This window comes from Streptomyces sp. NPDC059224, assembly GCF_042754285.1.
Lineage (GTDB): Bacteria > Actinomycetota > Actinomycetes > Streptomycetales > Streptomycetaceae > Streptomyces.
This window is the reverse complement of the sequence record NZ_JBHZAN010000007.1, coordinates 24519-48037: the sequence shown is the minus strand read 5'-3', so window position 1 is coordinate 48037 and position 23519 is coordinate 24519. Positions and strand designations below refer to the sequence as shown.

At 72.0% G+C, this 23519-nt stretch carries 18 protein-coding genes; 8 read left to right on the top strand and 10 right to left on the bottom strand.

Annotated features, from left to right (window positions below):
- Nucleotides 1–31 precede the first annotated feature (31 nt).
- The 3 genes from ACFXI4_RS09140 to ACFXI4_RS09130 form a co-directional block, all read right to left on the bottom strand.
- The gene (locus ACFXI4_RS09140; protein ID WP_384989236.1) at nt 32–697 is read right to left on the bottom strand and encodes a TetR/AcrR family transcriptional regulator; all 666 of its coding nucleotides are present in this window, start codon (nt 695–697) and stop codon (nt 32–34) included.
- A gap of 161 nt (nt 698–858) precedes the next feature.
- Entirely contained in the window at nt 859–2715 is a 1857-nt protein-coding gene (locus ACFXI4_RS09135) for an endoglycosylceramidase (RefSeq protein ID WP_384989059.1), read from the bottom strand.
- A gap of 83 nt (nt 2716–2798) precedes the next feature.
- Nucleotides 2799–4787 carry a GTP-binding protein gene (locus tag ACFXI4_RS09130; RefSeq protein WP_384989058.1) on the bottom strand — a complete coding sequence of 663 codons (1989 nt, stop codon included), beginning with the start codon at nt 4785–4787 and terminating at the stop codon, nt 2799–2801.
- Nucleotides 4788–5091: 304 nt separating this feature from the next.
- On the opposite strand from ACFXI4_RS09130, the gene ACFXI4_RS09125 reads away from it, so the two are divergent.
- Together ACFXI4_RS09125 and ACFXI4_RS09120 are read left to right on the top strand one after the other, a co-directional pair.
- Nucleotides 5092–6198 (top strand): XdhC family protein, encoded by a 1107-nt coding sequence (locus ACFXI4_RS09125; RefSeq protein WP_384989057.1) that lies wholly within the window; start codon nt 5092–5094, stop codon nt 6196–6198.
- 242 nt (nt 6199–6440) lie between these two features.
- Nucleotides 6441–7892 (top strand): hypothetical protein, encoded by a 1452-nt coding sequence (locus ACFXI4_RS09120; protein ID WP_384989056.1) that lies wholly within the window; start codon nt 6441–6443, stop codon nt 7890–7892.
- A gap of 29 nt (nt 7893–7921) precedes the next feature.
- On the opposite strand, the gene ACFXI4_RS09115 is transcribed toward ACFXI4_RS09120, so the two are convergent.
- Nucleotides 7922–8434, bottom strand: coding sequence for a metallophosphoesterase family protein (locus tag ACFXI4_RS09115; protein WP_384989055.1), 513 nt, complete (start codon nt 8432–8434; stop codon nt 7922–7924).
- An 89-nt stretch (nt 8435–8523) separates the two neighbouring features.
- Here ACFXI4_RS09115 and ACFXI4_RS09110 point away from each other — a divergent pair, with 89 nt between their 5' ends.
- The 5 genes from ACFXI4_RS09110 to rfbC all read left to right on the top strand — a co-directional run bounded on the left by ACFXI4_RS09110 (nt 8524) and on the right by rfbC (nt 13738).
- Nucleotides 8524–8961 carry a MarR family transcriptional regulator gene (locus tag ACFXI4_RS09110; protein ID WP_362731847.1) on the top strand — a complete coding sequence of 146 codons (438 nt, stop codon included), beginning with the start codon at nt 8524–8526 and terminating at the stop codon, nt 8959–8961.
- The gene (locus tag ACFXI4_RS09105; RefSeq protein WP_384989054.1) at nt 8958–10370 is read left to right on the top strand and encodes an MFS transporter; all 1413 of its coding nucleotides are present in this window, start codon (nt 8958–8960) and stop codon (nt 10368–10370) included. The genes ACFXI4_RS09110 and ACFXI4_RS09105 overlap by 4 nt, the downstream gene beginning before the upstream one ends.
- Nucleotides 10371–10378: 8 nt before the next feature.
- Nucleotides 10379–10963: an isochorismatase family protein gene (locus tag ACFXI4_RS09100; RefSeq protein ID WP_384989053.1), complete on the top strand. Its 585-nt coding sequence runs from the start codon at nt 10379–10381 to the stop codon at nt 10961–10963.
- Nucleotides 10964–11111: 148 nt separating this feature from the next.
- Complete coding sequence (locus ACFXI4_RS09095) at nt 11112–13139, top strand: glycosyltransferase family 2 protein (RefSeq protein ID WP_384989052.1); 2028 nt, start codon at nt 11112–11114, stop codon at nt 13137–13139.
- A gap of 5 nt (nt 13140–13144) precedes the next feature.
- On the top strand, nt 13145–13738 hold the full coding sequence (rfbC, locus tag ACFXI4_RS09090; RefSeq protein ID WP_384989051.1) for a dTDP-4-dehydrorhamnose 3,5-epimerase: 594 nt from the start codon (nt 13145–13147) through the stop codon (nt 13736–13738).
- A gap of 51 nt (nt 13739–13789) precedes the next feature.
- On the opposite strand, the gene ACFXI4_RS09085 is transcribed toward rfbC, so the two are convergent.
- The 6 genes from ACFXI4_RS09085 to ACFXI4_RS09060 form a co-directional block, all read right to left on the bottom strand.
- On the bottom strand, nt 13790–14602 hold the full coding sequence (locus ACFXI4_RS09085) for a hypothetical protein (RefSeq protein ID WP_384989050.1): 813 nt from the start codon (nt 14600–14602) through the stop codon (nt 13790–13792).
- Between the two features lie 161 nt (nt 14603–14763).
- Nucleotides 14764–15645: a dTDP-4-dehydrorhamnose reductase gene (rfbD, locus tag ACFXI4_RS09080; protein ID WP_384989049.1), complete on the bottom strand. Its 882-nt coding sequence runs from the start codon at nt 15643–15645 to the stop codon at nt 14764–14766.
- Nucleotides 15645–16643: a dTDP-glucose 4,6-dehydratase gene (rfbB, locus tag ACFXI4_RS09075; RefSeq protein ID WP_384989048.1), complete on the bottom strand. Its 999-nt coding sequence runs from the start codon at nt 16641–16643 to the stop codon at nt 15645–15647. The genes rfbD and rfbB overlap by 1 nt, the downstream gene beginning before the upstream one ends.
- Nucleotides 16640–17707: a glucose-1-phosphate thymidylyltransferase gene (locus ACFXI4_RS09070; protein WP_362728303.1), complete on the bottom strand. Its 1068-nt coding sequence runs from the start codon at nt 17705–17707 to the stop codon at nt 16640–16642. Before ACFXI4_RS09070 ends, rfbB begins: the two co-directional genes overlap by 4 nt.
- A gap of 162 nt (nt 17708–17869) precedes the next feature.
- On the bottom strand, nt 17870–18148 hold the full coding sequence (locus ACFXI4_RS09065) for a hypothetical protein (RefSeq protein ID WP_384989047.1): 279 nt from the start codon (nt 18146–18148) through the stop codon (nt 17870–17872).
- 69 nt (nt 18149–18217) lie between these two features.
- Entirely contained in the window at nt 18218–20674 is a 2457-nt protein-coding gene (locus tag ACFXI4_RS09060; protein WP_384989046.1) for a SpoIIE family protein phosphatase, read from the bottom strand.
- Nucleotides 20675–20871: 197 nt separating this feature from the next.
- On the opposite strand from ACFXI4_RS09060, the gene lanKC reads away from it, so the two are divergent.
- On the top strand, nt 20872–23451 hold the full coding sequence (gene lanKC, locus ACFXI4_RS09055) for a class III lanthionine synthetase LanKC (protein ID WP_384989045.1): 2580 nt from the start codon (nt 20872–20874) through the stop codon (nt 23449–23451).
- The last annotated feature ends 68 nt before the right edge of the window (nt 23452–23519 follow it).

Below are 23519 nucleotides of genomic sequence, written 5' to 3'. Positions count from 1 at the left end.
AACTCGCCATATCTCAGGGGCAGTTCACTCCCTACCGGGCGCCCCCGGACGTCCAGTCCTCCGGTCGCAGCATCCCCACCAGCAGCCGCACCAGTTCCTCCACGACGTCATCGAGCGTCGCGTCCACCCAGCCGGCGCTCCAGTCGTGCAGCAACCCGTTCACGCTGCCGATGAAGGCCGTCGCCGCCAGCCGGTAGTCCCGCGGCGCCGCGTCACCGCGCGCCACCGCCGCGTCCGCCTCACCGCATATCAGCTCCACCCAGCGCGCCCGCCGCGCGAGACGCTGGTCCTCGAGGCGCGGACTGACGCCGATGATCTCCACGAAGGCGACCCGGATACGGCGCGGGTCCGAGGTGACGTCACGGGCGTACGCGCGGAAGAGCACCGTCACCCGCTCCACCAGCGACAGCGGCTTCGCCTCGGCGAACGCGTCCCGCACCGCTTCCTCGGCCCACCCGTTGACCTCCAGGTGCAGCGCGGCGAGCACGTCCTCCAGGGTGTGGAACTCCTCGTAGAACTGCCGGGTGGACAGGCCGGCCGCCTGGCTGAGCGCGGCGACGGTCGTGGCGCGGTATCCCGGCGCGTCGCCGAAGAGCTGGAGCGCCGCGTCGAGGAAGCGCCGGCGGCGTTCGGCCTTGCGTTCCTCGGCGGACCGGCCGCCGTAGCGTCCCGTCGGCGCCTTGAGCCTGCCCGGCACGATTGCCCCCTCCGTCATCCGCCTGATGACCAATTCTGTCGCCGCCGCCTCTTGATCAGCACGTCACCCCACCTTACTTTCCGGTAAGTCGGCTTGGGTCTCAACGCCGTTGTGTCCTCGTCCGCCGGGCCCGTACGGCGCCCGGCGGACGAGGACACGCCTCAGAACTTCGCCGCCACCCAGGCGGCCAGTTCCGACCTGGCGGCGTTCAGCAGGGCGGAGCCGGGCGAGGCCGCCCCGTTGGTCACCAGCGCGAAGTGAGCCACGCCGGAGTCCGAGTCGCTGAGCAGCAGTCGGCGGCTGCCCGTGCCACCAGGTTCGACGGCCACGCCGACCGGGGTCGAGGACGTGTACGACGGGGGTGCGTAGACGGTGCCCAGGTCCGAGACGACCGTGGTGGACGCGCTCGGGAAGGATGCCGGGAGGTGGAGTTCGGTGGGTGCGGTGGCGCTGCCGGAACGCCAGACCTGGACGGCGTACTGGCCGGATCCCACCAGCGCGGCCACGTTCGGCAGCGAACTGGGCACCGGGTTCCAGGTCAGGGTCGTCGAACCGTCACGTGAGCGGTCCTCGTAGGTGAAGGCGAGGGTGGAGCCGGAGGTGGCGCCCGGGTAGATCCGGTCCAGCAGCCTGGCGTCCTGACGGAGGGTCACCGCGCCGGAGTCGTTCATGGCGGCGGCCGAGAGGTCCTCGTCGTTCCAGGCGTCGCCGGTCACGAGCACCTTCCCCGGATTGTCGTTCATCAGCTCGTGGTGACGGCCGCTGTAGATGTCCCACTGCCACTGGCTGCCGGAGAGCACCGGCCCGGAGGACGCCGGGGTGGACCACCAGGTGGACCCGGGCAGGCGGGAGTCGAGGGCCTGGTACATGGCCTTGTCGACGGTCGGCGCCTTGCCCGCGGTGGTACCGGACAGCGGATGCCCGAACTCGCTGACGACCGCCGTGGTTCCGGCGGCGGAGGCGCGGTCGCGGACGGTGCCCAGGTCGGTGCTGTACTGGCCGTCGGAGGCGTTGCCCCACATCAGGATGCCGGAGATGGCCTTCTGGTCGTAGAAGTGGGTGTTGAGGACATACCGCGGGCCGAGGGTGCCGGCGTCCAGCAGGCCGCCCTCCTGCTTCTGGGTGCTGATGTTGGCGTTCCAGAAGAGGTTCGGCTCGACCAGGGCGGGCCTGGCGCTCCAGCCGGCCGCGTCCATCCGGGCCCGGAACCTCTGGTAGAAGGGCCACAGCAGGTTCTGCTCCCAGGTGCGGGAGGTCTGGCCGGAGTCGTAGGAGCCGGCGTACGGCTCGTTGTAGGGGTCGAAGCCGACGACACCGGCGAACTCGTCGGACGTCAGATGCTGTGCCAGGTAGGCCATGGTGGTCTGGGCGGTGGCCAGGAAGGCATCCTGGAGGCCGTAGTTGTTGTGCCAGAAGTCGTACTGGCCCTTCTGTACGGCCGCGTTCTGGGTGATGTTCTGGCCCCAGAACAGGCAGATGCCGCAGAACTCGGCCGGGTAGTTCCCCAGCGCGACCGCCCAGGCGGGGGCGCCGTCGCCCGTGTACCAGCTGCCGGGGTTGAACAGGTGGCGGGAGTACAGGTCCTGGTGGAAGTCGGGGTAGACGCGGACGCCGGAGTCGAGGAACGCCTGCATCTGCGCGGTCGCGGCGGCCAGGTACGCGGTGTCCACCTGGCCCTTGACGGGTTCCGCGTAAGCCCAGGAGAGCAGGAAGCGCACGGCGTTGCCGCCGCCCAGGGCGCGCAGCGCGGTGGCGGACTTCTTGGCGTCGGCGGCGGAGGCGAACGGCAGCCCGTCGTTCTCCGCCAGCTTGGTCTCCCCCGAGACGTTGTAGCCGCGCAGCACCACCTCGCGGCCCTGGCCGTCGACGAAACGGCCGTTCTGCACGGTGAGCGAGGTGCCGTCGAACCAGAGGGAGTCGGACGGGGTGGCCGCGGTGGCGGACGGAGCGCCCGCCACCGCGAGGAATCCGCAGAGGACAACCAGGACAACGATCAAACGTGCCCGGATAGTAGTCATGTCCACTACAGTCCGGTGATCCCCGGACACCGTCAATACTTCTGACTCACGGGTAAGTTGAATACCTGTCAGACGCTTGGGGCTCAACCGCTCGCTCGGCCCGTCACGTTCAACAGGTACTGCTTCCGACTGAGCGGATTGTGATCGGTCCGTGGGCGTTCGGGGACGGTGCCGTGCGCGACGGGCGCGTAGTGGTCGAACACGCTCTCCATTTCGCCCTCGCCCCGGGTCAGTCCCGGCAGCAGCTGCTCCAGCCGGTGCACCCGGCCGGCGGGCACCGCACCCTCCAGCAGGCAGAGCGCTCCCTGCGTCCTGGTCCGCCGGGGCAGCCCGCCGAGGCGGGTGAGCACCGGAAGCAGCGCTCCCAGCGTGTCCGCCGGAGCCTCGAGCAGGAACCGGTGCATCGGCTCGTGCACCTGGGTTCCGGCCCGGCGCAGCGCCTCGGTCAGCACGAGCGGGGTGAGTCCGCGGAAGTCGTGTCCCGTGCTCGACATGCTCTTGTCGAACCCCTGGTGGGCATGGCTCTGCCGGGGCGAGTAGCCGCAGTGGGTCATGGTCACCGTGCAGTCGGGGATCCGCCAGCCGTGCAGCCCCTGGCCGAGGGTCTCGCGCACGGTGTCCTCGACGGCCTTGAAGAAGGCGTACGGCATCGAGCCCAGCTCCACCTCCAGCCGGAAGCCGGTGCCGGCGCCCGGCGGGGCCGGCTCCACCCGCAGACCCACCGTCGCCAGGAAGGGGTTGCCGTCCTTCTTGTTGAACTCGACGGCGGCTCCGCTGCCGGTGAGACGTTCGACGCAGATGGGGGTGGTCTCCCGGAAGGTGACGTGGAGGCCGTACTCGTCGGCGAGGGTCGCCTGGACGACCTCCTTCTGCACCTCGCCGTAGAGGGAGACGGAGGTCTCCTGCCGTGCCTCGTCGTGCCGGACGTCGATCAGCGGGTCCTGCTCGGCCAGCTGGGTGAGCGCGACGTGCAGGGTGCGCCGGTCGGTGGCCGGTCCGGGGACGACGACGGTCTCCAGGGCCGGGGGCGCGAAGTGGTGCCCGTGTCCCCGGCCGGGAACGCCGAGCGCATCGCCGACGCGGACGCCGCCGAGCCCCCACACCTTGACGATCCGCCCGGCCTCGGCACGGTCCTGCCGCAGCTCCGCACCTGCCTCGGCGACGCTCAGCGCGGTGACCCGCCCCTCCGCCCGCCCGCCCGAGGTGGCTGCACCACCACCGAAGGGGATCCGGTCGCGGACCCTGAGGGAGCCGGCGAAGATGCGCGCACAGGCGATCTTCTCCCCCGCCGGACCCCGTTCGACCTTGAAGACCGTGGCCGACAGCGGTCCTGCCGGGTCGCCGTCGGCGGCGGGGAGCAGCCGTTCGACGCCGGTGATCAGGTCGGGGATCCCGGCGCCCGTGACGGCGGAGCCGAAGTAGACCGGGTGGACCAGGGTCCGCCGGGTCTGGTCGGCGAGTGCGGCGCGCAGTCGGGCGTCGGGGACCTCGCCGTCCAGGCAGGCGGCCAGCAGCGCGTCGTCGTGGTCGGCGAGCACGTCCACCGCGCCCGGGTCCAGGCCCGGCTCGAAGCACGCGGCGCGGGTGCCGAGCGCGGCCGGCCGCCCCATCGGGACGAGCGGTACGGCGAGCCTGCGGGCGAGCTGGGCGAGTACCGCCTCGTGCCGGGCACCGCGCCGGTCGATCTTGTTGACGAAGACCAGCGTGGGGATGCTCAGCCGCCGCAGGGTCCGCATGAGCACACGGGTCTGCGCCTGGACGCCTTCCACGGCCGAGACGACCAGGACCGCGCCGTCCAGCACCCCGAGCACGCGTTCCACCTCGGCGATGAAGTCCGGGTGGCCCGGGGTGTCGATGAGGTTGACGGTCACCCCGTCGAGGGGGAACGACACGACCGCGGACTTGATGGTGATCCCGCGCTGCCGCTCCAGGGCGAGGGTGTCGGTCCGGGTGCTGCCGGCGTCGACGCTGCCGATCTCGTCGATGACCCCGGCCGCGTGCAGCAGCCGTTCGGTCAGACTGGTCTTACCTGCGTCGACGTGCGCGAGAATTCCGAGGTTGAGCAGATGCACGGAGCGTGATGTCCTTCGGCATGGGTGGGATTCCTTCCTGGGTGGACATGCACGCAGCGCGCATCGGTGGTCCTCTCGGTGGGCCGTCGGGTCATCAAGGTCAGGAAGAAGTGCAGCAGGGCACCGCACCCCACGGCAACGGATTAACGGTCGCCGCAAGCCGCCCGCAGCGCTCGCCGCGCCCCGGACCCGGCCATAGAGTGATCAGCACCACGTCCGTTCGACGCATGCGCACCTCACCTTTGGCCTCTCCTGAAGCGGCGGGCGGCGCGGGCGGACGCGGCCTCGGGAAAGGGGGCGCAAGGTGCGTGAGATCCTGCCGGTGCTGGCCGACTGGCACGCGGCCGGGGTCACGTTCGGGCTGGCCACGGTGGTCGCGGTCAGCCGCAGCGCGCCGCGCGGGCCCGGGGCGGCGATGGCCGTGGGCCCGGACGGCGAGGCCGTGGGCAGCGTCTCCGGGGGCTGTGTGGAGGGCGCCGTCTACGAACTGGCGCAGGAGGTGGCGGCGAGCGGCGAGCCGCGGCTGCAGACCTTCGGTTACAGCGACGAGGACGCGTTCGCGGTGGGCCTGACCTGCGGCGGCGAGATCACCCTGCTGGTCCGGCCGGTGACCGCAGGCTCCGACCCGGCGTTCGGCGCGGTCGCCGCGTCGGTCGCCACGGGCGAGCCGGTGACCGCGGCGACCGTGGTGAACGGCCCCGCACCACGCGGTGCCACCCTCGCCGTCTGGCCGGACCGGGCGGCCGGCACGCTCGGCACGAGCGGCCTGGACGTCGCCGTCACCGCCGACGCACGCGGCGAACTCGCCCTCGGCGCCTCGCTCCTGAGGCACTACGGCCCGCACGGGGAACGCCGGGAGGACGCGGTGACCGTGTTCCTCCAGTCGTTCGCGCCGCCCCCGCGCATGCTGGTCTTCGGCGCGATCGACTACGCGGCGGCGGTGGCCCGCATCGGTGACTTCCTCGGCTACCGGGTGACCGTGTGCGACGCGCGCCCGGTCTTCGCCACGCCCAAGCGGTTCCCCGCCGCCGTCGAGGTGGTCGTGGACTGGCCACACCGCTATCTGCGCTCCACCGCGACCGACGACCGCACGGTGATCTGTGTCCTCACCCACGACCCGAAGTTCGACGTGCCGCTGCTGGAGGAGGCGTTGCGCCGGCCGGCCGCCTACATCGGGGCGATGGGCAGCCGCAGGACCCACGAGGAGCGGCGCGCCCGGCTGTCCGAGGCCGGGCTCGCCCTGGCCGAACTGTCCCGGCTGCGCTCCCCGCTCGGCCTCGACCTCGGTGCCCGTACGCCCGAGGAGGTCGCGGTGTCCGTCGCCGCCGAGGTCGTCGCCCTGCGCTGGGGCGGCAGCGGTGCGCCGCTGACGACGACCAGCGGGGCCATCCACGCGGCCGCCGCGCACTGACAGTCAGGAGGGGTGAGCCGAACCGCACCACGAGTTCACCGTCCCCGTCCCGGTCGGGGCCGCCCGGCACGCACTCCCCGAACGGGCCGCCGCGCCGGACCCCGGCCGGGGCGCGCGACGACGTGTTCCCTCCGCCGAACACTATGAACACAACGCCCGCGCCATGGTTCCGGTCCCGGCCCGCTCCCTAGCATCGCCGCGGACGGCGCGAAACAGCGCCGACGAGGACAGGGAGCCGCGCCTTGGACAAGTCGAGAACCCCCGCACGGAACCGCCGGACGAGCCGCCGCCGCACCGGACTGCTCGCCTCACTGGCGGCCGCCCTCACCGCCGCCGTCGCCGGCGCCCCGCCCGCACAGGCGCAGGCGGCGCCGCCGGCCGCCGTCGCGTGCCCGGCGGAACTCGACGGCAGGGCCACCTGTTACACCGGCCAGGACATCCACGGCGCCTACTACGCCATCGCCGTCCCCGCACACTGGAACGGCTCCCTGGTCGTGCACGCCCACGGCGGCCCCGACCTCGGTACCGGCTCGGACCCGGCACGCAGCGTCGACGATCTGGCCCGCTGGTCGGTGATGGTGAAGGAGGGCTATGCCTGGGCGGGTTCGTCCTACCGCAGGGGCGGCTACGGCACCCGCATGGCCGCCGAGGACACCGAGAACGTGCGCCGGCTGTTCGTCGAGAACTTCGGCGGGCCACGGCGGACCTATGTGCACGGCCAGTCCTGGGGCGGGGACGTCGCCGCCAAGGTCGTCGAGGTGTACGGGAGGCGGGGCGGACCGTACGACGGGGCGCTGCTCACCAGCGGGGTCCTCGGCGGCGGGTCCCGGGGGTACGACTACCGCGTCGACCTCCGTGTCGTCTACCAGTACTACTGCCGCAACATGCCCCGGCCGGCCGAACCCCCCTACCCGCTGTGGCAGGGGCTGCGCGCGGACTCGACGCTGACCACGGCCGGACTGCGCGCCCGGCTCCAGGAGTGCACCGGCTATGCCTCGGCCCCGCAGGAACGCACCGCCCTCCAGCAGCGCAACCTGGACGACATCCTCGCCGTGACCGGCGTTCCCGAGCGGACCCTGGAGTCGCATCTGCGGTTCGCGGTCTTCACCTTCCGGGACATCGTGCACGACCGGCTGGGCGGCCGGAACCCGTTCTCGAACCTGGGTGTCCGGTACTCGGGGTCGCACGACGACACGGCCCTCAACGCCGGGGTGGAGCGGTTCGCCGCCGATCCGACGGCGGTGCGCGACCTGTCGTACGACAGCGATCTCACCGGCAGGGTGTCGATCCCGGTGCTCACGATGCACGCGATCGACGATCCGACGGCGTTCGTGGAGCACGAGGCGGCCTACCGGGCCGCCCTGCGCGGCGCGCACCGCGACCGGTACCTCGTGCAGACGTTCACCCACGAGTCCGAGCACAGCGCGCTGAGCGACGCGGAGTACGCCAACTCGGTCGCGGCGCTGGACGGTTGGGTACGCACCGGCAGGAAGCCGACGCCCCGGGCGATCGCCGGCTCGTGCGCCGCGTTCGACCGGACCTACGCCACCGGCTGCTTCTACGACCCGGACTTCCACCCCGGCTCCTACGCCTCGCGGGTCCGCCCACGGCCGGGCGGACTGCGCTGGCCGGCCATGACGGCGGCCCAGGAGACCCGGTGGAGCAGGATCGACGGGGTCGGAATCGCCCCCTGACGCATCCCGGGAGACGGTCCGCGCTCCTGTCACGGCGCCGGCCGGCGCGGCGGCAGCCGGTGCAGTGTCACCTCCGTGAGCGCGCCGTCGGCGACGGTCGCGGTGAGGTAGGTGCAGTGCGGCTGACGGCGGCGGTCGGTGGGCGAGCCGGGGTTGAGGAGGCGCGGGCCGGCCGGGGCCGTGGTGTCCCAGGGGATGTGGCTGTGGCCGAAGACCAGGACGTCCAGGTCCGGGAAGCGGGCGGCGCAGCGGGCCTCGCGGCCCCGGGCGGCACCGGTCTCATGGATCACACCGAAACGCAGGCCGCCCAGGTCGGCGTAGGCCACCTCGGGGAGCCTGGCGCGCAGTCCGGGACCGTCGTTGTTGCCGTACACAGCGACGAGACGGCGGCTGCGGCTCTCGAACAGGTCGAGGGTGGCCTCGTCGACCCAGTCGCCGGCATGGAACACGACGTCCGCGCGCGGGAGTTCGGCGAGGAGCCGGTCCGGGAGCCGCCTGGCGCGCACGGGGAGATGCGTGTCAGTGGTGAGGAGCAGGCGCACAGGACCAGCGTAACGACCGCCCCGGATCTTCAGCCGGGACTTAACAGTTGCAGCTGGACAGTTTCTGCTGACGGTCCTAGGGTGGCCGCATGGTTCAGATCTCCGACTCCGCGACCCGTACGGCGCGCGACCTGCGCGTGGCGTTCAGCAGACTGCGCCGCCGTATCCGGGAGGTCGCGCAGGACGCGGACCTCACCCCGTCCCAGGAGTCGGCGCTCACCCTGGTCGCCAAGCACGGCGCCGCCACGGCCAGCGCGCTGGCCTCCGCCGAGGGGGTGCGGCCGCAGTCGATGGCGACCACGCTGGCCGCCCTGGACCAGCAGGGGCTGATCCGGCGCAGCCCCGACCCCACCGACGGCCGCCGCCAGCTGGTCACCCTCACCGAGGCCGGACAGGCCCGTGTCGAGGGCAACCGGCAGGTGCGCGACGAGTGGCTGGCCCGCGCCTTCGAGGAGCGCTACACCGAGCAGGAACGCCAGACCATGCTCACCGCGTTCGAACTGCTGGAACGGCTCTCGCGCCCGTGATATCCAAGCTCACCGGACGCACCCCGCAGGACACCCGCCCCGCCCCCGACGGCTTCGACCGGCGGCTGATCGCGCCGATGGTCCTGGGTTCCGTACTGAACCCGATCAACTCCTCGATGATCGCCGTGGCCCTGGTGCCGATCGGCATCGCCTTCGGGGCCCCGCCCGCTGAGACGGTGTGGCTGGTCACCGCGCTGTACCTGGCCACCGCCGTGGGCCAGCCGGTGATCGGCCGGCTCGTGGACATGTACGGGCCGCGCCGGCTCTACCTCGCCGGTACCGGCCTGGTGGGCGTCGCCGGTCTGATGGGGGCGCTGGCCCCCTCGCTGGGGGTGCTGATCGCGGCGCGCGTACTGCTCGGCTTCGGTACGTCGGCGGCGTACCCGGCGGCCATGCGGCTGACCCGGAGCGAGGCCGAGCGCACCGGCCAGGACAGCCCGGCCGGGGTGCTGACCGCGCTCGCCGTGTCCGCCCAGACCGTGGCCGTGATCGGTCCGACGCTGGGCGGGGTGCTGATCGGCGCCGGCGGCTGGCACCTGGTGTTCACCGTCAACGTGCCGCTCTCCGCGGCCTGTCTGGTCCTCGGCGTGAAGTGGCTGCCGAGGACCGGCACCCCGGGGCGGCGCCAGGGCATGGACCTGCCCGGCATGGCGCTGTTCGCCGTCCTGCTGGTCTCACTGATGCTGTTCCTGATGAGCCCGCGGCCCGGCCTGTGGTACCTGCCGGCGCTGACCGTGGCCGCCGCCGCGGCCTTCGCGGCCCGGGAGCTGCGGGTCCCCGCTCCGTTCGTCGACCTGCGGGTCCTCGGCGGCAACGTCCCGCTCGTCGTCACCTACGTGCGCCAGTTGCTCGCGTACACGACCTCGTACGCCTTCCTGTACGGCTACACGCAGTGGCTGGAGCAGGGCCGCGGCCTCGGCGCCTCCACGGCCGGGCTCGCGCTGCTCCCGCTGTCGGCGGCCGCACTCGTCACCGCCACGCTCACCGGCCGCCGGGAGGCGGTCCGCTCCAAGCTGGTGACCGGCTCCGTGCTCCAGATCGCCGGCTGCGCGGCCCTGCTGCTGGTCTCGGCAGGCAGTCCGGTCTGGCTGCTGCTCGCGGTCGGCGCGCTGCTCGGTGTACCGCAGGGCCTGCTCGGACTCGCCGCGCAGACCGCGCTGTACCGGCAGGCCGACCCGGAGCGGATCGGCTCGGCCGCCGGGCTGCTGCGCACCTTCATGTACCTCGGCGCGCTGGGTGCCTCCGCGGCCACCGCGGCGTTCTACCCGCACCGCGCCGACACGGGCGGGCTGCACGGCCTGGCCCTGTTCATGCTCGCCGGCTCCGTACTGCTGCTGGCGATCACCCTGCCGGACCGTTCGCTGGCCCGGCTCACCCCCCGACTCCCCCAAGCCCCCCGAAAGGCCTGATCCACCCCATGTCTTTGACCACGCTCGACCCACGTACCGCCCTTGTCGTCATCGACCTGCAGCAGGGCATCGTGGCCATGCCCACCCAGCCGTACTCCGGTGCCGAGGTGGTGGCCCGCAGCGTCGAGCTCGCCGACGCCTTCCGCGCCCGGAACCTGCCCGTGGTCCTGGTCCGGGTGTCCTTCGCCGCCGACGGCGCCGACGCAGTCCCCGGCCGCACCGAGCGCCAGCCGCGCGGTCTCGCCTTCCCGGAGGGCTGGGACGTCGTCGTCGACGAGCTCTCGGGCCACGACGGCGACATCCGGGTCACCAAGCACAACTGGAGCGCCTTCCACGGCACCGCCCTGGACGACCAGCTGCGCCGCCGGGGCGTCACCCAGATCGTCCTGACCGGCGTCGCCACCAGCATCGGCGTGGAGTCCACCGCCCGTGACGCCTACGCGCACGGCTACCACGTGACCCTGGCCACCGACGCCATGGCAGACGCCGACCCCGAGGCGCACCGCGGCAGCGTGGAGCGGATCTTCCCGCGGCTGGGTGAATCCGGCAGCACGGCCGAGGTCCTGGAGCTGCTGGCCAAGACCCACGGCTGAGCGGGTCCTTTGACACCCTGCTGACCCTTCACGACCCGGTCTTGACCCAGGAGTGAGAAACCCCGTGGCCAAGACCGGGTTAGCATTCGGCCACACGTACGTGCCGTCCAGAAGAACGGACGGCCTATCCAGGGGGCTAGGAAGCCGGATGCCGGTCAAGGTCAGTGTTGTCGTCCCTGTTTACAATCCGGGGCCCTATGTCGAGGACTGCATCGCCTCGGTGCTGCGGCAGTCGCTGCCGCGTGACGAGTACGAAGTGATCTTCGTGGACGACGGTTCCAGCGACGGCACACCGGCCCGGCTCGACGAGGTGGCCGCCGAGCACCCGCACATCCACGTCATCCACCAGGAGGCCTCCGGCTGGTCCGGCAAGCCGCGCAACGTCGGCATCGAGGCGTCCAAGGGCGAGTTCGTGATGTTCGTCGACAACGACGACTTCCTCGGCGACGAGGCCCTGGAGCGGATGTACGACTACGGCGTCGCGAACGAGGCCGACCTGATCATCGGCAAGATGGCCGGCAAGGGCCGTCCCGTTCCGGTGGAGCTGTTCCGCCGCAACCACCCGCGGGCCACCGTCGAGAACGCCCCGCTGATGGACAGCCTGACCCCGCACAAGATGCTGCGCAGGTCCTTCCTGGACCGCATCGGGCTGCGCTTCCCCGAGGGCCGCCGGCGCCTGGAGGACCATGTCTTCGTCGCCGAGGCGTACCTGCGCGCGTCGAACATCTCCGTGCTCAGCGACTACGTCTGCTACTACCACCTCAAGCGCGACGACGCCTCCAACGCCGGCTTCCAGCGCTTCGACCCGGTCGGCTACTTCGCCAACCTGCGGGAGGCGCTCGACGTCGTCGAGCGCTACACCGAGCCCGGCCCCAAGCGGGACAAGATGTTCCGCCGCTGGCTGCGCAGCGAGATGGGCGAGCGGCTGCGCGGCAACCGCTTCCTCAAGCTGCCGGACGACTACCGCCGGGAGCTCTTCGACGAGATCCACAAGGTGATCGCCGAGCGCATGGGCCCCTCCGTGTTCGCGCTGCTGGAGCCGGCCCACCGGGTGGTCACCGAGCTGGCCGGCGCCGGCCGCTACGAGGACGTGCTCGCGCTCGCCGAGTGGGAGGCGTCCATCGGCCCCTCGACGGCCCTGGAGAGCATCACCTGGGACGGCGGCGCGCTGAAGGTCGACTTCACGGCCGAGTACAGCGCGGACGGCGCGCCCAAGACCTATCCGGCGGACACCGCCGTGGTCCCGCTGGACGGCCCGCCCGAGACGGTGGCCGACGCCGTCGCGTGGCTGGAGGGCAGCACCGCCGCCCGTTTCGGGAAGGCCAACGTCGACCTGATGATGCGGGAGCGCGAGACCCACGCGCAGTTCTTCCAGCCGGTCGAGATCACCCGTGAGACGGTGCCCGTCGAGGGCGAACCCGGCCGGGTCCGGCTGGTGGTCAGGGCCACGGCCACCGTGGACCCGGCCACCGCCGCCAGCGGCACTCCGCTGCCGGCCGGCCTGTGGGACGCGTTCGTCCGGCTGACCATAGGCGGCTGGACCCGGGAGTACCGGCTCTTCCCGGCGTCCCGGGAGCCGTTCCCGGCGATGCCGTCGCCGGGCGTGGTCGGCGGCCTGCGGGTTCTGCCGTACTGGACGGTCAAGGACAACTTCGCGCTCGACGTCGACATGGCGGGCAAGCGGCTGGGCTTCGACGCGTTCACGCCCGAGGACTTCACCGTGGCGGGCGACCGGCTGCGCGCGGCACTGCCCTTCCACGTCGCCGGTGACGTCAAGGCGTCGGTACGGCTGACGGGACCGAAGCCCGCCGCCGAGGTGCTGGAGGTGCCGGCCACGCTCTCGCCCGCCGGGAGCGGCGGCGCGGTGCTCGACGCCCCGCTGCCGGTGCGCTCTCTCCGGGAAGGCGGCTGGCGGCTCGCGCTGTGCCTGGTCGCGGACGCGCCCGAGCCGCGCTTCTTCACGCTGCCGCTCGTCGTGCGCAACTCCCCCGAGGGCCTGAAGGTGGCCAAGCCGGCTCCGAAGAAGCCCGCGGCGGCGGCGCCCAAGCCCGCCGCCAAACCGAAGCCCAGGCCGAGCGCGGCGCGCCGCCTCGCCCGCAAGCTCCCGCTGCCGGTGCGCCGCGCACTGGTCAGGGCCCTGGGCAAGGGCAAGCCCGCACGACAGGAAGGCAAGTAGGAACCGTGCGACCGCTGGACATCGAAGGCGCCTGGGTCCAGGAGCCGAAGGTCTTTCCCGACGACCGGGGCAGCTTCCACGAGTGGTTCAGGGCCGGGGAGTTCCGTGAGGCTCTCGGCTACGACCTCGACCTGGCCCAGGCCAACTGCTCGGTCTCACGGCGGGGTGTGCTGCGCGGCATCCACTTCGCCGACGTGCCGCCGAGCCAGTCCAAGTACGTCAAGTGCGTGCGCGGGGCCGTGCTGGACGTCGTCGTGGACATCCGGGTGGGCTCCCCCACGTTCGGCCGCTGGGAGGCGGTCCGGCTGGACGAGGAGAACCGGCACGCCGTGTTCCTCTCGGAGGGCCTCGGGCACGCGTTCATGGCGCTGACCGACGACGCCACCGTGGTGTACCTGTGCTCGGCCGGATACGCGCCGGGACGCGAGCACGGCATCGACCCGCTCGACCCGGAGCTGGGCATCGAGTGGCCCGAGGACGTCGAGCCGGTGCTGTCGGAGAAGGACGCCGAGGCGCCGTCCCTCGCCGAGGCCGCGGCGTCGGGGCTGCTGCCGTCGTACGCGGACTGCCTGGCGTACTACGAGCGGTTGCGGGCCTGAGCACGCCGAGGGGGGCCGAGCCGCGGCTCGGCCCCCCTCGGGCGGACGGTGTCAGGACTTGGCGTACCGCTGTTTCAGCGCGCTGCGCTTGTTGCTGCCCTCGGCATTCCTGCCTTTTTCGATGATCACCAGGTTGTGGTAGAAGTGCATGCCGACGATATTGAGGTCGGTGTACGTGGGCTGATAGTTCTCGGTCACGAATTCTTCGTAATTCAGCCCGTCCGTCAGCCGCTTCAGCATCCCCATACTGGTGTGCGCCGCCTCGAGATCCTCGCTGCCCTGCCATTCGGGCCAGTACGACGACTGCGTGTCCTCGACGATGTAGATGCCACCGTCCTTGAGCCGGGGGAAGAGCGTGGCAAACGTCGTGAGCACATGCGGACTGCGGTGACTGCCGTCATCGATGATGACGTCCAGTTCACCGATCTTGTCGACGACGGCGTTCAGGGACGACGGATCGGACTGGTCTCCGATGAACGTCGTGATGCGGTCCTCGTCGACAAATGACTTGTCCTGGATGTCCATTCCGAAAATCTGCGCCTTCGGGAAGAACTGCTTCCACATGCGCAGTGAAGCACCACCCTGACCAGGCCTGTTGTACCCGCCGATGCCGATTTCCAGCAGGTTGAACGAATCATTCCTCAGGTGCCCGAGGTGGCGCTGGTAGTGCTGTGTGTAGCGGTGTATCCCCCACTTGTCCGTCTTGAAGTGCTGGGCGAGTTTGTTGAGATCCCCGGAGATCGCGTCGAGCCCGGTCGGCTTTGCCGGCCCGGCCGGCCGGGCGGACAGGCGCCGCTTCAGTCGTCGCAGGACCCGCACATTCTTCTCACCCAGTACGGACTTCACGGTCGCTCGCATCGACATCGCGGGACAAATCCTTTCCCTATCCGACCCACAAGACATTCAAAGCATCATCGTAGTGATGAAGTCGGATCCACAAGTGGTGAACGCCACAGAGTACGGAAAGTCTGTCCGGCAGGCCCGGCATTGACGACTGTGGGGCACCCGAGGGTGCCCCACAGCTTTTACAGCGAGAGCTCCTTGCGCAGGAGCGGCAGCGCCTCGCGCAGCGCCGCCCGCCAGTCACGCGGCGGTTCCAGGCCCACCTCGGCCCACCGGTCGTGACCGAGGACGCTGTACGCGGGGCGGGGGGCCGGCCGGACGAACGCCGCACTCGTGGTGGGACGCACCCGTTCCGGGTCGGCGCCGAGCAGCCGGAACACCTCGCGGGCCAGCTCGCACCAGGTGGCCGCACCGGAGCCGGTGCCGTGGAAGACGCCGTGCGCGCGGGCGTCCCGCCCGAGGCGCGGGCCGAGGTCGGCGATCAGGGCGGCCAGGTCGGCGCTCCAGGTGGGCTGGCCGCGCTGGTCGTCGACGACGTCGAGGGTGTCCCGGCGGGACTCGAGTTCGATCATCGTGCGCACGAAGTTCTTTCCGTGCGTGCCGTACAGCCAGGCCGTACGGACCACCGCGCTCGCACCCGGGAGCTCCGCGAGGACGGCCCGCTCGCCGACGAGCTTGGTGCGGCCGTAGGCGGTGCGCGGACCGGTGCGGTGGTCCTCCGGGTACGGAGTCGTGCGGGCCTCGCCGTCGAAGACGTAGTCCGTGGAGACGTGCACCAGGCGGGCGCCGTGCCGGGCGGCGGCGCGGGCCAGCAGGCGCGGGCCCTCGCCGTTGATCAGCAGGGCCCGCTCCTCGTCGGTCTCGGCGTCGTCGACGGCCGTGTACGCGGCGCAGTTCACCACCAGGTCGGGCCGGTGCCCGGCGAGTGCCGACTCCACCGAGTCGGCACTGGTGACGTCGAGGTCGGCGCGGCCGAGGGCCACCACCTCGGCGTCCCGGCGGGTGAGTTCCTCGACCATGTCGTGGCCGAGCATTCCGCCCGCGCCGGCGACGAGCCACTTCATCAGTACTTCTCCTGCTCCTTGCGGGATTCCAGGGCGGCGCGTTCCTTCAGCGGCTCCCACCAGTCCCGGTTGTCGCGGTACCAGGCGACGGTGGCGGCGAGGCCGGAGGTGAAGTCGTGCTCGGGGGTGTAGCCCAGCTCGTCGTGGATCTTGCTCCAGTCGACGGAGTAACGCTGGTCGTGGCCCTTGCGGTCGGCGACGCGGTCGACCCGCTCCCAGCCGGCCCCGCAGGCGTCCAGGAGCAGTCCGGTGAGTTCCTTGTTGCTCAGCTCGGTGCCGCCGCCGATGTTGTAGACCTCGCCGGCCCGGCCGCCGGTGCGGACCAGGTCGATGCCCTGGCAGTGGTCCTCGACGTGCAGCCAGTCACGGACGTTGCTGCCGTCGCCGTACAGGGGCACGTTCCTGCCGTCGAGGAGGTTGCTCACGAAGAGCGGGATGACCTTCTCGGGGAACTGGTGCGGCCCGTAGTTGTTGGAGCAGCGGGTGACGCGGACGTCCAGGCCGTGGGTGCGGTGGAAGGCCAGCGCGAGCAGGTCCGAGGAGGCCTTGGAGGCGGAGTACGGCGAGTTCGGCTGGAGCGGGTGGGTCTCGGGCCAGGAGCCGGTCTCGATGGAGCCGTAGACCTCGTCGGTGGAGACGTGCACGAACGGGCCGACGCCGTGGCGCAGGGCCGCGTCCAGCAGGGTCTGGGTGCCGACCACGTTGGTGCGGACGAACGCGCCGGCCCCGTCGATGGAGCGGTCCACGTGCGACTCGGCGGCGAAGTGCACCACCTGGTCGGCCTCGGCCATGAGCTTGTCGACCAGTTCGGCGTCGCAGATGTCGCCCTGCACGAACGTCAGGCGCGGGTGCGCCTCGGGCAGGTTGGTGAGGGTGCCCGCGTAGGTGAGCTTGTCGAGCACGGTGATGTGCGGCGCGTCGGGGGCGCCTTCGGCGAGCAGGCCGCGGACGTACGTGGAGCCGATGAAGCCGGCGGCGCCGGTGACGAGGAGGTTCATGAACGGATCTGCACCTTGCTGTGGTCTCCGAGGACGAGGCGGTGGGCGCTGGGGGTGCCGGCGGCGGGGGTCACCTCGACGTGCCGGCCGATCAGCGAGGACTCGATCCTGCCCACCCCGTCGATGGAGGAGTCCCGCAGCACTATGGAGAACTCCAGCTCACTCTGGGTGATCCGGCAGTTCTCGGCGATCGACGTGAAGGGGCCCACGTAGGAGTCGCCGACGACGGTCCCGGCGCCGATCACGGCCGGACCGACGATCCGGGAGTTGGTGACGCTGGCGCCCGCCTCGACGACCACCCGGCCGACGATCTGGCTGGCCTCGTCGACCTCGCCGTCGATGCGCGGCTCCTGCGCCTCCAGGACGGTCCGGTTGACCTCCAGCATGTCGACGACGTTGCCGGTGTCCTTCCAGTAGCCCTTGATCACCGTGGAGCGCACGTCGGCGCGCTGGTCGATGAGGTGCTGGATGGCGTGGGTGATCTCCAGCTCGCCGCGCCAGGACGGCTTGATGGCGCGCACGGCGTCGTGGATGGCCGGCGTGAACAGGTAGACGCCGACCAGCGCGAGATCGCTCTTGGGCTCCTGCGGTTTCTCCTCCAGACCGACCACCTGGCCGTCGGCGTCGAGTTCGGCGACACCGAAGGCCCGCGGGTTGGGCACGTGGGTGAGGAGGATCTGCGCGTCGGGCCGGGTCTCGCGGAACTCGCCGACCAGGCCGCTGATGCCGCCGACGATGAAGTTGTCGCCGAGGTACATGACGAAGTCGTCGTCACCGAGGAAGTCCCGCGCGATCAGCACCGCGTGGGCGAGGCCCAGCGGACGCTCCTGGGGGATGTAGGTGACGTCGAGGCCGAACTTCGACCCGTCGCCGACCGCCTCCTCGATCTCGGCGGCGGTGTCGCCGACGATCATCCCGACCTGGGTGACGCCCGCCGCGGCGAGGGATTCGAGCCCGTAGAACAGCACGGGTTTGTTCGCCACCGGCACGAGCTGTTTCGCCGATGTGTGGGTGATCGGCCGAAGCCGTGTGCCGGCACCGCCGGAGAGCACCAAAGCCTTCATTCACTACACCTTATAGGTGAACATCTGGTTGAGACGTTCTTCTGTTTTCCTGCGGGGTTACGACAGTATGGCCTCGGTGCGGACGTCATGTGGCCACGAGACGCTCCGAAGTGGCATCTCGTCCGTTTTGTACCATGATTTCGGCGCACGTTCCGGAGCGGCTCAGGCGTCCTCCGGCCAGGCCGCCGCCCGCTCCACCTCCGCCTCGACCTCGGACCGCGGCCGGCCCTCGTCGCGGGCGAACTCGCTCACCGCGGTCAGTTCGTCACGGGCCAGGTCGCGCCAGGCGCGCAGGGCGGTCTCGTAGGTCTCGGACTGGGCGCCGCCGCCCGGATGCTGCAGGGCCGGCGGGCCGTAGGTGTCCCGCAGTTCCAGAACCTTGTCGTGGGCCGCGTCGGCCGCGCGGTGCTTCGCCACGAGTTCGTCGAAGGTGTGTGCCACATCAAGGACATTAGGGATGGTCGTCGCGCCCCGCCTCCCGAGACGGCCCGGTACCCGCCCAGGTGCCCCTCAGTCCCCCGGCCGGTCCGGCGGGACGAGATCCGCCCACACCAGTTTGCCGCCGCTGACCGGCACGGTTCCCCAGGCCTCCGACACGGCCTCCACCAGCAGGATGCCGCGTCCCCCGGTGGCCTCCCAGCCGATGCTCGCGGGCTTGACCGGGCTGCGCGGCGAGGCGTCGGCGACGGCGATCCGCAGCCGGTGGTCGACCAGGGTCAGATCGAGCCGGACCGGGCCGTCGGTGTGGATCAGGGCGTTGGTGACGAGTTCGGAGACGACCAGCAGGCACGTGTCCATGGCGTCGTCGGTGACGCCCCAGGAGCGCAGGGTGCGGCGGCTGAAGCGGCGGGCGTGCCGGGCCGCCTCCGGGACCCGCCACACCGTCCAGCTCTCCCGCAGCGGGCGCACGGCCATGCCGTCGTAACGCATCAGCAGCAGGGCGACGTCATCGGTGCGGTTGGCGTTGCCGAGCAGGGCGTCCGCCACCACGCCGAGGTGGGAGGGGTCCGAGGCGCCGAGGTCGTGGGCGAAGCGCCGCATGCCGTCGTCGATGTCCGCGTCGGGGGACTCGACCAGGCCGTCGGTGGTGAGCGCCAGCAGGGTGCCGGGGCGCAGGCTGAGCTGGGTCATGGGGAAGTCGGCCCGGTCGAGCACGCCGAGCGGCGGACCTCCCTCGGTCCGGCAGACCTCGGTGGTGCCGTCCGGATGACGCAGGACCGGCGGCAGATGTCCGGCACGCACGCACCAGGCGGTGCCCGCCTCCATGTCGACGTCGACGTAGCAGCAGGTGGCGAAGAGGTCGCTCTCCATGTCCATGAGGAGCCGGTTGGCGTGCGAGACGACCACGTCGGGGGTGTGCCCCTCGGTCGCGTAGGCGCGCAGCGCGGTGCGCATCTGCCCCATCAGGGTGGCGGCCGCGGCGCTGTGGCCCTGGACGTCGCCGATGACGAGGGCGACATGGTTGTCGATCAGCGGAATCACGTCGTACCAGTCGCCGCCCACCTCCAGGCCCTGGGTGGTGGGCAGATAGCGGGCGACGGCGACCGCGCCGGGCAGCCGGGGCAGCCGGCGGGGCAGCAGGGCGCGCTGGAGCATGCCGACGAGCTCGTGTTCGGCGTCGAAGGCGTGCGCGCGCATCAGTGCCTCGCCGGCGAGGCCGGCGGAGGCGGTGAGCAGGGCACGTTCGTCGGGACCGAAGTCGTGCGGGCTGTCCCAGCCGATCAGGCAGGCACCGGCCATCCGGCCGCCCGCGGGCAGCGGGAGGACGGCGAGTCCGCCGGGGCCGACCTCGGCGAGAGCCGGTTCCAGGGTGGTCGGGGCGGGCCAGATCCGGGGGCGGCCCTCCCGCAGGACGGCGGCAAGGGTGGGCATGGCGCGCACCGGCGCGTCGGGCCACTCGGTACGCCACTCGCTGCGCCACAGCTCGGGCCAGGACTCCGCTTCGGGCGGGTCCAGGACGGTGACGACGAGGCGGTCGTTCTCCAGTTCGGCCAGGGCTATGCGGTCGGCCTTGAGGGGGCCGCGCAGGGCGGTGACGACGGCCTGGCCGACGTCCTTGACCGTGCCGGCGGTGGCCAGCGCGGCGGCGAGCCGCTGCACCCGGGCCACGTCGGTGACCTCGGAGCGCAGCGTGGAGGCGTCGGCGACGGTGCCGGCCAGCCGGGCCGGACGCCCCTCGACCGACGGCACCATGCGCCCGCGCAACCGCAGCCACTTGGGCGAGCCGGAGGGTTCGAGGATCCGGAACTCCAGCTCGCGGTCGCCGATGGACATGTGGTCGGCCTCGACGACGGACATCAGGGCGGGCACGTCCTCGGGCACGGTACGGCCCAGCAGTGTCTCGACCTTGCCGTCGAAGTCGTCCCGGCTCATGCCGAAGAGGCCGAGGATGGCGTCGCCGACCTCGATCCGGCCGGTGTCCATGGCGAGGCTGAACGCGTCGGCGGGCAGTTCGCCGGTGTCGGAGACGACGGAGACCGTGGCGGGCAGGGCGATCGCGGCGGCGACCAGTTCCAGGCAGGCGCGGTCCTCGAGGTCGAACCCGCCGTCGCGTTCGCCGACCACGACCAGGAGTCCGGCGCGGCCGGGCACCGGCAGGACCCCCAGCGAGAACTCCTGGGACGGGGTGCGCCGCGCGTCCGGGCAGTCGGCCAGTTCCTCGGGCCCGAGCCAGCGGATGCGTCCGGTGCCGTGGGCCTCGGCGGCCGGGGACTGCCCCACCGCCGGGTAGGCGTCGCGCAGTCCGAAGAAGGTGCGGGGCAGTCCGGCAGACTCGGCGAGCCGCAGCACGGAGCCGTCGTCGCCCGGTGTGTACACCCCGGCGAACGCGGCGCCGGCGAGCACCAGCGCCAGTTCGAGGACGCGCCGGAGCCGGTCGGGTGCGCCGGGATCGCCCGTGAGCGTTTCGAGGGCGATTTCGGCGCGCTCCGTTCCGATTCCGCGAACCGCAGCGCCCTCACTGACCACGCCGCCATTACAGCGCTTATGAGGCGTCCGCGCAGCCCCTGTGACCGTTCCGTGGAGGCCTGGGGCCGGTTGCGCTCGAAAGGCACCGAACATGACTTGACCCGTGCGTTCCGCACGGTGACCTCGTGACAGACATGACTGTCCGCGACCGTGCGCCGCCTGCGAGTGTCGGGGCCGGGCCACGGAGGAGGCGGCGGATGGACAGGCGGTACGAGGTGTACGCGCTCGCCGACGGGCATTTCTACGAAACACCCGACCGGCTCGCAACCGGCGGGCCGCAGACGGAACCGCTGTTCACGACGGCGCGCCGCACGGTGCCGGAAGGCTGGCACGCGGCGCGTTCCGGGGACTGGCTGACCATGACGCCGGTGGGCCCTGACGGCGCGCCGCTGCCGTCGCCGGCCCAGGGCTGGAAGATCCACTCCTCGGCCACCCGGACGAACGCGGAGCGGATCGCCGCGATCGTGTGGGACTACTGCGTGCCGCGCCGCATCCCGTTCAAGTTCGTTCCCGGACCGCATCTGCTGCATCTGCGCAACGCCAAGTACGCGGGCCGCGACACCAGCGGCAAGTTCGTGACGGTCTACCCGGCCGACGAGGACCGGCTGGAGGAGGTGCTGCGCGAACTGGGCGCGCTCCTGGAGGGTTTCGAAGGGCCTTACATCCTGACCGACCTGCGCTGGCACGAGGGGCCGCTGTACGTCCGCTACGGCGCGTTCGCCCGCACGTACGTCGTCGACGAGCGCGGCGCGCTGGTGACGGCGGTGCGGGACGGCGGGGGCAGGCTGGTGCCGGACCGGCGGGCGCCCTCCTTCCAGGTGCCTGGGTGGGTGACGCTGCCGGAGTTCCTGCGCCCGCAGCTGGCGGCCCGGGACGCCACCACCGTGGGGGAGCTGCCCTACCGGATCGAGAAGGCGCTGCACTTCTCCAACGGCGGCGGGGTCTACACCGGGACCGACACCCGCAGCGGGCGGCGGGTGGTGCTCAAGGAGGGGCGGCCGCACGCGGGGCTCGCGGCCGACGGCGCCGACGCGGTGGCCCGGCTGGGCAGGGAGAAGGCCGCCCTGGAGGCGGCGGCCGGCACCGGGGTGGTGCCCGAGGTGCGGGACTGGTTCACGCTGGGCGGCCACCGGTTCCTGGTGATGGAGTTCCTGGAGGGCCGCCCGCTCAACGCCTTCTTCGCCGAACGGCATCCGCTGCTCGCCCCGGACCCCGACCCGGAGGCGGTGCGCGCCTACACGCGGTGGGCGCTGCGCATCCACCGGAAGGTGACGGCGGCCGTCGAGGCGGTGCACGCGCGCGGGATCGTCTTCAACGACCTGCACGTCTTCAACATCATGGTGGGGCCCGACGAGGAATCGGTGTTCCTCATCGACTTCGAGGCCGCCGCGCCCGTCGCGGAGAACGGCCGTCAGACCGTGGCCCACCCGGGCTTCTTCGCCCCGCCGGACCGGAGGGGGGCCGAGGTCGACCGGTACGCACTCGCCTGTCTGCGGATCGCCCTGTTCCTGCCGGTCACCACCCTGTTCGTCGTCGACCGGGGCAAGGCGGCCCATCTCGCGGACGTGATCGCCGGACAGTTCCCGGACGTGCCGCGGGCCTTCCTGGACGAGGCGGTCGCCGAGATCACCCGGGGCGCCCCGGCCGCGCGGCCCGTCGTACCGGCGGACTGGCCGCACAGCAGGGACTCGATGGTCAAGGCGATCCTCGCGGCCGCCACCCCCGAGCGCGACGACCGGCTCTTCCCCGGTGACATCGCCCAGTTCGGCGACGGCGGCGGACTCGGCCTCGCGCACGGCGCGGCCGGCGTGCTGTACGCCCTGGACCGGGCCGGCGCCGAACGCTACGACGAGGGCGAGCGCTGGCTGCTCGACCACACGGCAGCGCCGCCGCCCGGCACCCCGCTCGGCCTGTACGACGGTCTCGCGGGCGTCGCCCACGTCCTGGACGGGCTCGGCCACCAACAGCGCGCCCTGGACCTCGTGGCCGGGATCCTCCGGGAGAACTGGCGCAACCTCTCCTCCGACCTGCACGGCGGCCTGGCCGGTCTCGGCCTGGTGCTCGACGCGCTCGCCGACTCGGCCGACGAGCCGGAACTGCGCGAGCGGGCCGCGGAGGCCGCCGAGATCCTCCTGCGACGGCTCGCCGAACCCCTCCCGGAGTCGCCCGGGCGGCGCGCCGGGCTGCTGCGCGGCGCGACCGGGCCCGCGCTGTTCCTGCTGCGGCGGTACGAACGGACCGGCGAGCCTGGCCTGTTGGCGGCGGCCGGCGAGGCGCTGCGCCGGGACCTGGACCGCTGCGTGGTGCACAAGGGCGGCGGTCTCGAGGTCGACGAGGGCTGGCGCACGCTCCCCTACCTCGGCGACGGCAGCGCGGGGATCGGGCTGGTCCTCGACGACTGGCTCGCCCACGGTACCGACCCGACCGGGGTCTTCGAGCGGGCCCGCGCCGCCGTGCGGACCGCCGCCACCGCACGCTTCTACGCCCAGCCGGGCCTCTTCCAGGGCCGCGCCGGGATGATCCTGTACCTCGCCCGCACCGGTGCCGACCCGGCGCGGCTCGCCGCCCAGGTCGACGGGCTCGGCTGGTTCGCGATGGCCTACCAGGGCCAACTCGCCTTCCCCGGACACCAGATGATGCGGCTCTCCATGGACCTCGGTACCGGAACCGCCGGGTGCCTGCTGGCGCTGACCGCCGCCCTCGACGGCGACCGCGCCGCCCACCTGCCGTTCCTCCCGCCGCCACCGGCGGCCCCCGCACGCGGCTGCGCACACTGACGCGGCCGTGGCACAACCCCGTCCCCGACAACACCGCAAGGGACCGCTCGGTCCCCGGAAAGGACACC